The 14,271-nt window shown below is 73.4% G+C and carries 11 protein-coding genes; 6 read left to right on the top strand and 5 right to left on the bottom strand.

Annotation, left to right across the window (positions count from 1 at the left end):
• Nucleotides 1-226 precede the first annotated feature (226 nt).
• Entirely contained in the window at nucleotides 227-1,477 is a 1,251-nt protein-coding gene (locus ACWC9T_RS37645; protein ID WP_449825544.1) for a hypothetical protein, read from the bottom strand.
• Nucleotides 1,478-1,860: 383 nt separating this feature from the next.
• Between ACWC9T_RS37645 and ACWC9T_RS37650 the strand changes: the two genes are divergently transcribed.
• Nucleotides 1,861-2,745 (top strand): YhjD/YihY/BrkB family envelope integrity protein, encoded by an 885-nt coding sequence (locus ACWC9T_RS37650; protein ID WP_449825545.1) that lies wholly within the window; start codon nucleotides 1,861-1,863, stop codon nucleotides 2,743-2,745.
• A 102-nt stretch (nucleotides 2,746-2,847) separates the two neighbouring features.
• Here the strand turns inward: ACWC9T_RS37650 and ACWC9T_RS37655 are convergent, their stop codons facing one another.
• The 4 genes from ACWC9T_RS37655 to ACWC9T_RS37670 form a co-directional block, all read right to left on the bottom strand.
• A complete protein-coding gene (locus ACWC9T_RS37655; protein WP_449825546.1) occupies nucleotides 2,848-3,543 on the bottom strand; it encodes a CBS domain-containing protein in 696 nt (231 codons plus the stop codon).
• Nucleotides 3,544-3,548: 5 nt separating this feature from the next.
• Entirely contained in the window at nucleotides 3,549-6,272 is a 2,724-nt protein-coding gene (locus tag ACWC9T_RS37660; protein WP_449825547.1) for a bifunctional acetate--CoA ligase family protein/GNAT family N-acetyltransferase, read from the bottom strand.
• A gap of 178 nt (nucleotides 6,273-6,450) precedes the next feature.
• On the bottom strand, nucleotides 6,451-7,257 hold the full coding sequence (locus ACWC9T_RS37665) for a C39 family peptidase (RefSeq protein WP_449825548.1): 807 nt from the start codon (nucleotides 7,255-7,257) through the stop codon (nucleotides 6,451-6,453).
• 329 nt (nucleotides 7,258-7,586) lie between these two features.
• Complete coding sequence (locus ACWC9T_RS37670; RefSeq protein ID WP_449825549.1) at nucleotides 7,587-8,864, bottom strand: aspartate aminotransferase family protein; 1,278 nt, start codon at nucleotides 8,862-8,864, stop codon at nucleotides 7,587-7,589.
• Between the two features lie 337 nt (nucleotides 8,865-9,201).
• Between ACWC9T_RS37670 and ACWC9T_RS37675 the strand changes: the two genes are divergently transcribed.
• From ACWC9T_RS37675 to ACWC9T_RS37695, 5 genes are all read left to right on the top strand, one after another.
• Nucleotides 9,202-9,714 (top strand): nucleoside-triphosphatase, encoded by a 513-nt coding sequence (locus tag ACWC9T_RS37675; RefSeq protein WP_449825550.1) that lies wholly within the window; start codon nucleotides 9,202-9,204, stop codon nucleotides 9,712-9,714.
• Nucleotides 9,715-9,741: 27 nt separating this feature from the next.
• Nucleotides 9,742-10,047, top strand: coding sequence for a hypothetical protein (locus tag ACWC9T_RS37680; RefSeq protein ID WP_449825551.1), 306 nt, complete (start codon nucleotides 9,742-9,744; stop codon nucleotides 10,045-10,047).
• 105 nt (nucleotides 10,048-10,152) lie between these two features.
• Nucleotides 10,153-12,513, top strand: a complete 2,361-nt coding sequence (locus ACWC9T_RS37685) for a glycoside hydrolase family 65 protein (protein WP_449825552.1) — start codon at nucleotides 10,153-10,155, stop codon at nucleotides 12,511-12,513.
• Between the two features lie 387 nt (nucleotides 12,514-12,900).
• Nucleotides 12,901-13,779, top strand: a complete 879-nt coding sequence (locus ACWC9T_RS37690) for a universal stress protein (protein WP_449825553.1) — start codon at nucleotides 12,901-12,903, stop codon at nucleotides 13,777-13,779.
• Nucleotides 13,780-13,886: 107 nt separating this feature from the next.
• On the top strand, nucleotides 13,887-14,271 hold a 385-nt coding region (locus ACWC9T_RS37695; protein WP_449825554.1), incomplete at its 3' end, for a flavodoxin family protein.

The following is a 14,271-nucleotide window of genomic DNA, read 5'->3' on the forward strand; positions in this document are numbered from 1 at the left end:
GTACGGGCTGGGGCGTGTCCATGGCCTGCTCCCTGACGTGCGCGGACAGTGGCACCACCGATTCTGCGCGTCCACACCGCGAACCGCACCGGGTCGGACGATGGGAAATCGTCCACCCGGGCTTGGCCCAGCCGCCCGGCGAGTCGTCCCGGAACAGGCCAGGCGTCGCGAGGCGAGCGCGTAGGCGGCGGTGACACCGGCCATCGCCGCACCGGCCCGCCCGGCGTCACTCACCGGTCCCGCGCCTTCCCGTCTGCCGGTCCGTGGAGGTGGCGACCCGTCCGGAGGCGGCGAGCAGTGCCAGGACGGCGAGCACCACGAGGAGGACGGCGAGCAGTAGCAGCACGGTCAGCGCGGTCGGATGGTTCCACAGGGCGAACACCAGGGCCAGGACCAGGACCAGGACCACCGCGAGAACCAGCCAACGGCAGTGGGCATCGGTCCAGGCACCGGCCCGCCCGGTGCGCACACCGTGCCGGTCACCCCAGCCGGCGACCGACTCCGCGACGCTGTCCACCCGCCCCCGGGCCGCCTGCGGCAACCGCCCCGCACCGGACGAGTAGGCACCGAGCGCCACCGCCACGCCCAGCACGATCCCGGTGCGCAGACTGATCCGCAGGAAGTGCAGCAAAGTGTCGAAGACCGCCGCCGCGGCCGCCGGGGACTGCACCGCGGAAGGCAGGTGATCGAGATAGTAGTGACGGGCCACCACCAGGGCGATGGCCATCAGCAGACAACCGCCGGCCGCACCCAGAGCCGTGGTCACCAACGCCCGACGCCTACGCCGCGCCAACAGGACGCCGATCACACCGAGCAGCACGGTCACCACGGGCACCCAGTTGCCCACCACATCCAGGGCGTGCGCGGCTCGTCGGATCTTCGCCAGCTTGTCGGACTGGAACAACACCAGCCGCTTGTTCACGTCCGGGATCTTCTCCGCCGGCGACAGCCCCGCGGCCACCAGCTCCTCCTTCAGCCGGTCCACAACCGCCCCGACATCAAGGCTCACCGTCCCGTCCGTGACCTCCACCGCGCCCCGACCATGCCCGGTGAGCGCCTGGACCACCGCCGCATGGGCGAAACGGTTGGCCTGCGTCCACACCGTCACGAACGTGTCACTGTGCACAACCTCCGTCGCCGCCTTGGTCACCACCTGGTTCACCGCGTCGTCGAGCTTGGGCCCCAACCACTTGACCGCCGCCGCGGCCCGTGGCGGCACGCCCCGCGACTGCAACCACGCGGCCAGATCAGACGTGACCGCCGGACCGTCCACCCTCACGTCCACCGCGTGCGTGATCCGGTCGACCGCCGCGTCCTGAACCGCAGGATCGCGGGCCAGCGGAGCGACCGTGGCAACGTACCGGTCGGTATCCAGCACGATGTCATGCACCCACACGGTCAACAACGAGACCGGCACCAGAATGCACGTCAACGTGATCAACACCGCCGAGACGGTACTCATCACGATCCGCCCCACCCTCGACGACCGCCCACCCCCGGAAGGCGGACCACCGTCCCCCGCCCCACCAGCTCCCGGCACGGACGCAGGCCCTGGCGGCTCGTTCATCGGGACTCCCACCACTCCACGCGGCCGAAACGCCGCTGACCACCATTGCCCCGTAAGCCCCGACGCCCGGCACTCCGGGCTAGGCCGCCCGGAGGAGACATGGGCGATCCAGAAGACGATGCCGGTCACCACCAGCCGCAGGATGGGTGAAGCCCGCGCCGTTGCGCCGAACGGCGGTCCACCCGGGATGCCGGACGCTATCCCGTCGCCCAGTCTTGGACGGAATCCGAGGTGCTCGCATCGGCGACGAACCGCAGCGGCGACCGGGGTGCCGACACCGGAGGGAGAGCGGAGTGGCGGAGCAGCGTGGTCAGCCCAGCCGCGCTCACTGGATCCGCACCAGATCCGCCTGGCTGCGGGGGCGGACGGCCACGCTGCGCGATGCCCCGTTCCTGCGCCGACTCCTGGCGCAGCTGATCCACATCCGTGTTCTGGACATCGCCACCCGCCTCGCGGCGCAGACGTTCCTGACCGCCATCCCGGTGCTGTTCGTGCTGGCCGCCTTCATGCCCCACGAGGTGCGCACCAGCGTCTCCGAGTCCCTGCGGACCGTCCTGGGGCTCCACGGCGCCTCGCTCGACGAGATCAAACAGGTGCTCCAGACCGACAGCCAGACCGCCACCGCCAAGGCCTTCGGCGGCGTCGGAGTCCTGGTGACCCTGCTCTCGGCCACGAGTTGCAGCCGGGTACTGCAACGTCTGTGCGAGCGGAGCTGGCACCTGCCCCATCTGTCGGGACGTTTGGCAGCATGGCGGTGGCTCGCCTGGCTACTGGTGTGGCTCGCCGGCCTGACCGTCCAGGGGCAGGTACGGTCCGGATTCGGGGTGGGCAACGGCCTCGGGATCTTCCTCTACCTGGTCACGGCCACTCTGCTCTGGTGGTGGACACAGCACCTGCTGCTCGGCGGCCGGGTCCCCTGGCTCCCGCTGCTGCCGGGGGCCGCGCTGACCAGTGCCGGACTGACGGCGCTCGCCTCGGGATCGCAGCTCTACATCCCCCGCTCGCTGAACCGCAGCGTGACGCAGTTCGGCCCGCTCGGTCTGGTCTTCACCCTGCTCAGCTGGCTCATCGTGGTGTTCACGGCCATCACGCTCGGAATCGGCATCGGGTACGTGGTGGCGAGCCAGGGCCGGCTGGCCCGGCTGCTGGCGACTCCGGAGCCTGCGGACGAGAAATGACGGTTCCCGTACGGCCCCGGCGCCGGTGGGCGGGACGTACGCTCCTTTGCCGGGTCGGTCCCACACCGACGAAGGCCCAACTCTGTCACTGAATGGGCGATTTCACTCGCATTCCGCCCCCGGAGCCGGTTCGGTGTCGTCCAGGTCCCACACCAGGTGGTCGGCCAGGGCGACGAGGCCGTCGATACGGGCGATCTGGAGGCAGAGCGCGGCGGCGTCGCCGCGGGTGCGGGTGCGGCCGCTGACCGAGAGCAGGCCGCGTTCGCAGCGGACGTGCAGGGAGCCTGGGACGACACCGGTGCCGGGGGTGAGGGCCAGGGCGAGCGCCTCGGAGCCGATGGCCTCGTCCTCGCGGCGCAGGCCGTCGAGGAGGTCGTGCGAGGAGAGCAGGCCGGTCAGGCGGCCGTCGGTGTCCACGACGGGCAGGTGGTGCAGGGCGTGTTCGACCAGCAGGGCCACCGCGCCGGCGACGCTCGTGTCCTCGGTGACGGTGACCGCCGGGGCGGCCATCAGGTCGCGGGCGAGCAGCTCGTGCTGCGGGTCCTGTTCGGCGTACGCGGCGAGCAGGTCGGAGCCGGCGACCACGCCGGCGACGGTGCCGTCGGCGGACACCACGGGCACGATGCCGCGCCGGGAGGCGCTCAACACGGCGGCCACAGTGGGGAAGTCGGTGTCGGGGGTGACGGCGATGCCGGGGCGGGTCATGCAGTCGCGGACGGCGACTCGACCGGGTGGGCGGGCGGGCTCGGCGGCCGGAAAGGTGTCGGCCGCCGTGCCGTCGAGGATGCTGTGCTTCACGGTGTTCACTGCCCTTCGGCGGCCGCAGGGCGCCGCAGCTGTCGCAGGTAGGGGTCGAAGGACGGCCGGCGTTCGAGGCGGACCCTGGCGTCCACGCAGACCGCCCCGTCCGGGCGGGCGATGACGGGGTTGAGGTCGGCCTCGACCAGCTCCGGGAAGTCGTCAGCGAGCCGGGACAGCCGGGCGAGGACGGACCGTACTGCGGCGAGGTCGACGGACGGCACCCCGCCGTTTCCCAACAGCATTGGTGCGCTGCGCAGTTCGGCGGGCATGGCGGCCAGGTCGCGCTCGCTCAGCGGGGCGAGCCGGGCCACCCGGTCGGCCAGCAGGTCGGCGGCGGTGCCGCCCAGGCCGAGGACGACCAGCGGGCCGAACACCTGGTCCTGGACCACACCCGCGAGCAGTTCCACGCCGGGGACGGCCATCGGCTGGACCACAGCTCCTGCCAGCTCGGGGCCGAACTCCCGCGCGAACTCCCGGTAGGCGGACCGCACTTCGGCATCGGTCGCCAGTCCGGTGCGGACGGCACCCGCAGCGCTCTTGTGGACCTGCCCGGGCCAGTACGCTTTCAGGGCGACCTTCCCCTCGTGCCCGAGCCGGCGCAGGCCGGTGGCGGCGACGGAGGCCGTGTGCTCGTCGTGGGCCCACACCGAGGTGGTCAGCGGCAACCCGTAGGCCTCCAGCAGGTCGGCGGTCGACAGCGGGTCGAGCCAGCCGCCCTCGGGGTGGGAGGTGAGGTAGCCGTCCACCACACTGCGGGCGGCGCGGCGGTCGCAGTCCGAGGCGGCTGCGGGCTCGGGCGGCGGTTCGGCCAGCCAGCGGGCGCGGTCCCGGGCGTGGGCGAGGGCGCGGGCGGCGGAGAGGCTGTCGGAGTAGGCCGGGAGGCTGCCGCCGTCGGCGCAGGTGCGGTACTGGACGGGCACCTGCTGCTCGAGCAGCACGGCCGCGATCGGGACGCGGCGCCGAGCCGGGCCCTCCAACAGGGCGTGCACCGGGTCCTGGCCGGGGGTCTCGCACAGCGCCGTCGGCGCCAGGCACACCAGGATCGCGTCGACGACTTCCTCGCGCTCCAACGCCCTTAGGAACAGTGCGAGTTCAGTGGGGCGAACCGCCGCCGTGGTGTCCACCGGGTTGCGGACGGAGGCGCCGGGCGGGAGCGACTTCCCCAGTTCCGCCGGGAGTTCCGGCACGACCAGCCCGGCCTCGACGCAGGCGTCGGCGGCCAGGATGCCGATGCCGCCCGCGTTGGACACCACGGCGACCGCGCCGCGCGGTGCGGGTAGCGGCTGGGCGTGCAACAGGGCGGCGGCGGCGACGAGTTCGTCGATGCTGCGGGTGGCCGTGATGCCCGCCTGCCGGAACAGCGCCTCCCGGGTGACGGTGGGGGTGGCGGCGGCAGCGGTGTGCGAGGCGGCACCACGGCGGCCGGCGGCGGATCGACCGGCGTCGACGGTCAGCACCGGGATGGTTCGGGTGACCCGGCGGGCGGTCCGGGCGAAGGCGCGCGGGCTGCCGAAGGACTCCAGGTGGAGCAGCGCGAGGTCGGTGCGATCGTCCTCCTCCCACCACTGCAGCAGGTCGTTGCCGCTCACGTCGTACTTGTCGCCGAGCGAGACGAAGCTCGACACCCCGATGCCCAGCCAGGCCAGTCGCTGGAGCAGCGCGATCCCCACACCGCCGCTCTGCACGGCCACCCCGGCGCTGCCCGGCCTGGGGAAGGCACCGCCGAACTCGGCGTCCAGCCGGACGGTGGGGTCGGTCTGGGCCATGCCCAGGCTGTTCGGTCCGACCAGGCGCATGCTGTGCCGGCGGCAGGCCCGCATCAGCCGGCGGGCCTCCTGCGCCCCGAGGCCGGAGGTGAGCACCACCAGCGCCCGGACCCCGGCGGCGCCGCACTCCTCGGCCACCCCGGGGACGGCACCCACGGGCACGGCCAGCACGGCCAGGTCCGGCACGGCGGGCAGCGCGCGGACGCTCGGGTAGGCGGGCTCGCCGTCGATCTCCCGGGCATGCGGGTTGACCGCCCAGACCGCGCCCGCGAAGCCGCCCCGCCGGATCTTCCCGAGGACGGTCCGCCCGACCGAGCCCGACCGCCGGGACGCCCCGACCACCGCGACCGAACCCGGGCGCAGCAACGCCCCCAGGCTCGCGACGTCGGCGCGGCGGCCGCGTTCGTCCACGGCCGAGCGGTAGCGCTCGTCGCTCTCGTCCAGCGGCACCCGGATCCTCACCTCGCCCAGTGCGTAGCGGCGCTCGACCGGCAGCCCGAGGTCGGCGAAGACCTGGTGGACGGCCCGGTTGCCGAACAGCGTGTCGGCCTCGAAGAAGCGGATGCCGGCCACCCGGGCGGCGTGCACCAGGTGTTCCAGCAGCAGGGTGCCGACGCCCCGGTGGTGCCAGCGGTCGGCCACCGCGAGCGCCAGCTCCGCCGTGTCCGGCGGGTCGTCCAGCAGGTCGCAGTCCGCCTCACCGATCAGCTCCTCCCCCACCCAGGCACCGAGCGCCAGCAGACCGGCCCGCGGCGACCCGCACAGCCGGTCGGCGGCCTGCGTGGGTGCGTTGCGGCTCGCCCCGAAGAAGCGCAGCCGCCGGCTCTCCTCGGACAACCCTTCGGCGTGCAGCTCGAGCACGGCCCGGTGGTCCTGCGGCCCGAGCGGCCGCAGTTCCACCGTGGTGCCGTCGGCCAGCAGCGCCTCGGCGGTGGTGTGCGGCGGGTGGACGATGGACATGGCGCCTCCTCGGCCGTCGCCGTGCTACCCCTCCAGCCTCCGCGTCGGCGCGGCGTCGCGCGAGGGCCGACCGGCCCCGTCCCGGGGCGCCGAACGGCGGCCCGGAGTCGCGGAGGGAGACCCTGGTTACGGGCAGGCCGGCTGCCGCCCCGACGCGGGTCCGACCGGGGCGGAGCGGTCACTCGACGATGACCGCCATGTCGCCGTAGCTGGCGTACCCGGCCTCGAACGCCGCCTCGCTTATCTGCAACTGCCCGCGGGCCGGGTCGTTGACCAGATACTGTCCGTTGCTGACCGCGGTCACGACGACAGTGTGCTCGGACGGGCCGGCGTAGGGCACCACGCGGCCGTCGTACGCGGTGTACGAGCCCGCCGCGACGTCACGCCAGTTGTAGTCGACCCAGACGATCGCCAGGTGTCCCGCGGCAACCGCGCTGCGCAGCTGGGCGGGGGAGATCCCCTGTCCGGCCGCCGCCACGGACAGGCCGTAGGACTGCGCGGCCTGGGCGATCGGCGGATAGTACACGCCGAAGCCGGTGCCGGCCGCTTCCGAGCCGTCGGGGTCTCCCACGAAGGCCCGGAACGGGTCCCCGGACAGCGGCCCGGAAACCCCTGCCTGGGGATGCGCCAGGTCGACGCCGATGTGTTCGAGCACGTCCTGGTCCGACGCCTGCACCCCCCGTGCGGCCAGGGCCATGCGCAGGGAGGACGCCTCGCAGTCGTTGCCCAGTTGCTGCTGATAGGCCGGGACAGCGGCGGAGACCGCGCTCGACGGGGGCGCGCCGGCCACCATGACAGCGCCGGTCAGGACGGCGGTGACGGCCGCTACCAGCCTGCCACGCCTCTTCCTCGGCAGCCGGCCCGGCACTGGGCGCATCCCCGCGCTCGGTGCGGTGGCGGGTGACGAGGCCGCGGGTGGAAGCGGCCGTCGCGGGCTCGGGTGCGGACACCGCCCGTCGTTCAGGACCTCCTCGTGGCTCTCCATGGCTCATCTCCTTCCCATGGCACCTCATCGTCTGAGGACCGGACATCCGCCGCCGGCTGCCACCAACCTGGACGCGGGCCGGCGGCAGCCCCGGATGTCCCTCCATCGAACCTCGACTTCGCCCGCTTCGCCCCTGGTGACACCAGCGCTGGCGGAGCCGGCCATCATGGTGTAGGCGGCAGGAGTTGACCGGACAACGGCACCGGGGCTCCTCGCAGACCGGGTCAGTTGCCCGGATGGGAGACTGTCCAGCCGTGTTCGAGCGGCTGGACGCTCGTTCGGAGGACATCCGGGTCCTCCGCCGCATCCGCCAGCCGCACAACGTGATGTCAGCAGGCGGCAGCAAGCGAGTCGACGAGGATGCCGAGCCCTTCCCTGGCCTCGTCCTCGGTCAGGGTGAGCGGGGGAGCCATCCGCAGGGTGTGGCCGTAGAGGCCGCCCTTGCCGATGAGCAGGCCCCGCTCCTTCGCGTGCTCCAACACCCTGGCGGCCAGCGACGGGCTCGGCGCTCCCGTGCCGGGGTCGATCAGGTCGACGGCGAACATCAGGCCCTTGCCCCGGACGTCTCGCACGGCCGGAAGCCGTTCCGCCGCGGTCCGCAGGCCGTCGATCAGCAGCTGGCCGAGCCGGTGTGCGTTGGCCTGCAGGTCGTGGGCGAGCAGGTGGTCGAGTGTGGCCCTGGCAGCCGCCGTCGCGATCGGGTTGCCGCCGAAAGTGGAGATGCCGTTGGCCGGAAGCGCGTCCATCAACGTGCCGTCCGCGACGACACCGCCGATCGCGAAGCCGTTTCCCAGGCCCTTCGCGAAGGTCATGATGTGAGGCGTCACGCCATGGGCCTGGATACCCCAGAAGTACTCTCCGGTACGGCCCCAGCCCGTCTGCACCTCGTCCGAGACCAGCAGGATCCCGTACCGGTCCAGGATCTCCCGGTATCTCGCGAGGAGTCCGTCCGGTGCGGAGGTGAAGCCTCCGACGCCCTGGACGGGCTCCACGATCAGGCAGGCGACGTCGGTGGCGGTGGCCGTGTCCAGGACGTGCTGCAGATCGTCCGCGCAGAAGGCCAGGAACTCCTCGTCCGACAGGTGCCGGAAGCGTGCGCGGTCGGCGCCGTGCAGGTAGTGCACGTTGACGGGCGAGAGCGAGGAGTTCTTCCAGCTCCGGTTGCCCGTGACGGCCGTGGCTGCGTACGAGCGTCCGTGGTAGCTGTTGCGCAGGGCGAGCACCTGGTCGGACCGGCGGGCATTGGTGGCGAGCAGCAGCGCCGTCTCGTTGGCCTCGGTGCCGGAGTTGGTGAAGAACACCTTGGCGTTCGCGATGCCCGACAGCTCCGCGATCTTCTCGGCCAACTCCACCTGAGCGCGGATGAGATACAGCGTTGAGGTGTGCGCAACCCCGGTGCGCAGCTGCCGCTCGACGGCCTCCCGCACCTCGGGCACGTCGTACCCGAGCATGTTGGTGAGGATGCCGCCGAAGAAGTCGAGATAGCTGCGCCCGTCGGAGTCGGTGACGCGGCGCCCCGTGCCGCTCACGATCTCGATCGGTTCGTCGTAGTAGAGCGACACCCACCTCGGCATGACCGCGCGGTGGCGGCCGAGCAGGTTCGGCATGCGAGGCTCGCTTTCCTTGCGACAGCATCGACTTCGCGTCGATCGGGCAGCCGGGACGCACGGACGGCTTTCAGGCAAGCTACCCTGCCCCCGGTCCGCAGGACGGTCAATCGGGGGCGACACGGGCCGCGACTCCACGGCCGCGACCCGCAGCTGTTCTTCCTCCACGACCGAGGCCGGGCGCAGCAGCGCCCCCAGGCTCGCGACGTCGGACCGGAGTCCCGCGAGGGCCGACCGCCCGTCCCGGGGCGCCGAACGGCTTTGCGGCCCGGAGCCGCGCGGGGAGACGCTGGTTACGGGACCGTTCACCACTCGACCGCCCGATGGAGAGCCCGCCATGCCGACCAGGATCCTGCTGGAGGGACGCCCCGGCAGTGGGAAGACCACGGCGGTCCGCCGTCTTGCCGTGCTGCTGCAAGCCCGGGAGGCCGCCAGCTTCACCACGGAGGAGATCCGTACGGGCGGTGCCCGGGTCGGCTTCGCACTGGAGACCCTGTCGGGCGAGCGGGCCGTGCTCGCCCATGTCGACCTCCCGGGGCCGCCCCGGGTCGGGCGGTACGGCGTCGACCTGGGGGTCATGGAGCGCCTGGCCCTGCCGTCCCTGGCGTGGTCGGCGCGCACGCTCGTGCTCATCGACGAACTCGGACGGATGGAGCTGGCCTACCGCCCGTTCGAGGACGCCGTCCGGGCGCTGTTCGCCGCCGACGTCGACGTCGTGGCCACCGTGCAGGCGCAGCACGGCCCGTTCACCGACACCCTCAAACGCCGCGCCGACATCGAGGTGCTCCAGCTCACCCGGGCGAACCGCGACGCCCTCCCGGAGCGGCTGGCGGCACGTCTGGGGCGCTGACCGGGCCGTACGGGAGGAGGCATGACGATGGCGGGCCGCCGTGACCACTGGAGCGCCGCACTGCCAAGCGCCTCGGCCCGCTGGTCCGAGCGCGCCGAACGCTGCGCCCGCTGGACCCGTCGGGGCGTCGCGCGGTGCCGCCGCTGGGCGGCCGAGGGCGCCCAGCGGCCCGGCGAGCTGGCGCCCCCGTCGTGGTTCGCCATCGCCCTCCCGTTCGGCATCGCGTGGTACCGGGCTCTCGGCGGCATGGCGCGGGCCTGGTGCCGGGTGGGCAGCTGGTCGTGCCGGGTCCTCGCCCGCACGCTGAGCGGCCCGGCGCGGCGCCGTGACTGAGCGAGGCGGCGAGCGCCCTCGCGGCGAGGTGCGCAGACTGGAGGCAGGCCAGTCGGCACGGGAGGTCATCTCGTGGCACCATACCCGTCAACGGGGCACCCCGACATGCCTGACCCGTGGACGCTCCGCTACCAGGGCTTCGACCCGGGCGAGGAGGGGCTGCGGGAGGCGTTGTGCGCTGTCGGCAACGGGTACCTGGTCAGCCGGGGCGCCGCGCCGGAGGCGGCCGCCGACGGCGTCCACTACCCGGGGACGTACCTGGCCGGCTGCTACGACCAGGCGGAGTCGGCGGTCGCGGGGCGGATGGTCACGAACGAGGACCTGGTCAACTGCCCGAACTGGCTGCCGCTGACCTTCCGGGCACCCGGCGGCACGTGGTTCGCCGGTCCGCCCACCGAGCAGACCGTGGAGCTGGACCTGCGCCGGGGCGTGCTGACCCGCAGCGCGCTGGTGGTCGACGGGCGGGGGCGGCGGACCCGGCTGGTGCAGCGCCGCCTCGCCAGCCAGGCCCAGCCGCACCTGCTCGCGCTGGAGAGCACCTTCACCGCGGAGAACTGGTCCGGCCCGTTGGAGGTCCGCTCGGGTCTGGACGGTGACGTCGCCAACACCGGCGTCGCCCGCTACCGGGGGCTGACCGAGCGTCATCTCGTCCCGGCCGGTCAGGGGGTGGACGAGGCGGGGCTGCTCCGGCTGGAGGCCGACGCGGCCAACTCCCCGCTGCGGATCGCCCTGTGTGCCCGGGTGAGCGCGTCCGCGACGCGGGTGGCGACCGAGTGCCGCGAGGGCTGGGCGGCTCACCTCCTCACCCTGGACGCCGATCCGGGCCGACCCGTCACCGTGACGAAGACGGTCGCGGTGCACACCTCCCGTGACCGGGCGATCGAGACCCCGCTGCGCGCCTCCCGCCAACTCGCCGCCGAGGCCGGGAGCTTCGACGAGCTGCTGGCCGAACACACCCTGCGCTGGGCCGAGTTGTGGCGCCGTTGCCGGATCGAAGCCGACTTCGACGGCTCCGGCCCGCTGCACCTGAACCTGTTCCACCTGCTCCAGACCTACACCGAGCACTCCGTCGACCTGGACGTCGGGATCCCGGCCCGCGGGCTGCACGGGGAGGCGTACCGGGGACACGTCTTCTGGGACGAGCTGTTCGTGCTGCGGCTGCTCAACCTGCGCTTCCCCGAGCTGGCCCGTGCGGTCCTGCGCTACCGCCACCGCCGCCTCGACGCCGCCCGCCGCCAGGCCCAGGAGCTCGGGCTGCACGGGGCGGTGTACCCGTGGCAGAGCGCCGCCGACGGCCGGGAGGAGTCCCAGCAGCTGCACCTCAACCCACTGTCCGGCCGCTGGCTGCCCGACCACAGCCACCTCCAGCGGCACGTCGGCTCGGCGGTCGCGTACAACATCTGGCAGTACTACCAGGCCACCGGGGACCGGGACTTCCTCGCCGAGGCCGGCGCCGAGACGCTGCTGGAGATCGCCCGCTTCTGGTCCTCGACCGCCTCCTACGACCGGGCCCGCGGACACTGGTCGATCCGCGGCGTGCTCGGCCCCGACGAGTACCACGACGCCTACCCCTGGGCGACCCGGCCCGGCCTGGACGACAACGCCTACACCAACGTGCTGGCCTCCTGGGTGCTGGCCCGCGCCCAGGACGCCCTGACCGCCCTGCCCGGCTACCGCCGCGACGAGCTGCGCGAACGCCTCGCCCTGGACGACCTGGAACTGGACCGCTGGCAGGAGGTCGGGCGGCACCTGCACGTCCCCTTCCACGGCGGCGTCCTGAGCCAGTTCGACGGCTACGAACGGCTCGCCGAGCTCGACTGGGCGGCCTACCGGCTCCGCTACCCCGACCTGCGTCGGCTCGACCGGATCCTGGAGGCGGAGGGCGACAGCGTCAACCGCTACAAGGCCTCCAAGCAGGCCGACGCGCTGATGCTCTGGTTCCTTTTCTCCGCCCGCGAGGTCCGCGACCTGCTGCGGCGCCTGGGCCACCCGGCCGGCCACGAGCTGCTGCGCCGGACCACCGACTACTACCTGCGGCGCACCGTGCACGGTTCGACGCTCAGCTCCGTGGTGCACGCCTGGGTGCTCACCCGCTCCGACCGCCGCGCCTCCTGGCGGTACTTTCGCGACGCCCTGGTGGCCGACCTTCGCGACACCCAGCACGGCACCACGGGGGAGGGCGTCCACCTCGGCGCCATGGCGGGCGCGGTGGATCTGCTGCAACGCTGCTACACCGGCCTGGAGGTCCGCGAGGACGCCCTCTGGCTCGACCCGCGTCTGCCCTCCGCCCTCGGCCGGCTGGAACTCGACCTGCGCTACCGGGGCCACTGGGGCCTGTCGATCGCCGTCGACCGCCGTACCGTCACGGTCAGCCTGCGCGAGGACCGCCAGGAGCCGGTCCGGATCCGCCTGCGCGGCACCGAGGCGACGATCCGGCCCGGTGAGACCCGCCGCTTCCACCTGTGAGGGCGCTCGCCGACTACAGGGGCCGCTCACCGGCGGCCCGACCAGCCCGGCTCCACCTTTGCTCCCAGGCGGCCTCCCATTGCTCCCAGGCGGCCTCCCAGCCCTCCTCCGCCCGCCGCTCCAGCACGTGGCGGCGCAGTGCGAAGGCGCCCTCCGTGCCGGAGCCGAGCAGGGTGCCGGGCCACTGGTCCCGGCGGGGCCCACCGCGCAGTCACCGCGGACGCGGAGCACCACACGACGGGAGCCCGGTGCTTGGGCCGGCGGGCCCGGTACCCGGGGACCGTCCGGCCCCTGCCGGGCCCCGCTCGCGGTGGTGCCATGGAAGTGCACGGACAACCGGGCGCACCCCGTGGGAGCAGGGTCCGCTCGCGCACCCGAGGAGGAGCCATGACAACCGAAAGTCCCGACGGCGGGGTCCGTTCCGTCGTCCTCGGCGTCGACGCCCGCGACACCGGCAGCATGACCGCCGCGTGGGCCGCCGACGAGGCCGCCCGGCGCGGCCTGCCGCTACGGCTGGTGCACGCCGTCCCCTCGGTGTTCCGCGAGTTCCGCCCGTTCGACCAGGGCCGTTACCACAAGGCCCTGCGCGAGCGCGCCGAGCAGGCGCTCGACCGGGCCTCCGCCGCGGCCTGGGCCCGGCACCCCGGCCTGGCGCTGACGGCGGACGTCGCCGAGGACCTCCCGGCCCCGGCGCTGTGCAGGGAGTCCCGCCATGCCGAACTGGTCGTGCTCGGCTCCCGTCGGCTGGGCCGGGCGGCGGAGGCGCTGAGCGCCTACTCGGTGGCCGTCCCGGTGAGCGCCCAGGCCCACTGCCCGGTGGTCGTGCTCCGCGACCCCGAGCACACCACCCAGGACCCGCCGTACGTGGTGACCGGGGTGGACGGCAGCCCGTCCTCGGCCGCCGCCATCACCTTCGCCTTCGACCTCGCCGACGAGCGGCGGGCCGCCCTGCGCGTCCTCTGGGTCTGGCACCGCCCGCCGATCGGCAACCTCGACGAGGAAGCCACCGAGAAGCTCCTCCGGCGGCTGCTCTTCGAGTCCACCGCCGGCCGGCACGCGCGCTACCCCGACCTACGGGTCACCCACGAGCTGGTGCGCGGCCACCCGGTCGAGGAACTGGGTGCCGCCTCCGAGCACGCCCTCGCGGTGGTCGTCGGCCGCCGCGGTGACGGCGGATTCACCGGCATGCGGCTCGGCTCCGTCCCGCACGGCCTGCTGCACCGCGCCCACTGCCCGGTCGTCACCGTGCCCGCCTCGCAACGTTGATCCAGTCCACGTTGATCCAGTCCACCCGACGGCCCGATCCGGGCCGAACGGCCCGTGCGCGGGCCGCGAGCACGGAGCGAGCCTGAGAGTGACGAAAGGTGGAGACCATGCACACCGTGATCGTGTACGAAAGCATGTACGGCAACACCCGCGAGATCGCCGAGGCGATCGCCGAGGGCATCCACCAGGCCGACCCCGAGGCGGCCGTCGACTGCATGCCGGTGGCCGAGGCCGACGCCGCCCTCACCCGGTCCGCGGACCTGCTGGTGGTCGGCGGACCGACGCACCTGCGCGGCATGTCCTCCGGGCTCAGCCGCCGGATGGCCGCCGTGTCCGAGGACCGCAAGGAGGGACACGAGGACGCCGCCGCCGAAGCCCGGGAGACCGCAGAGGGACCGGGCCTGCGGTCCTGGTTCCACGGCCTGCCGAAGACCGAACCGGGCACCTACGCCGCCGCCTTCGACACCCGCGTCGCCACGCACGGGGCCGGCG

It is taken from the genome of Kitasatospora sp. NPDC001159 (assembly GCF_053598235.1).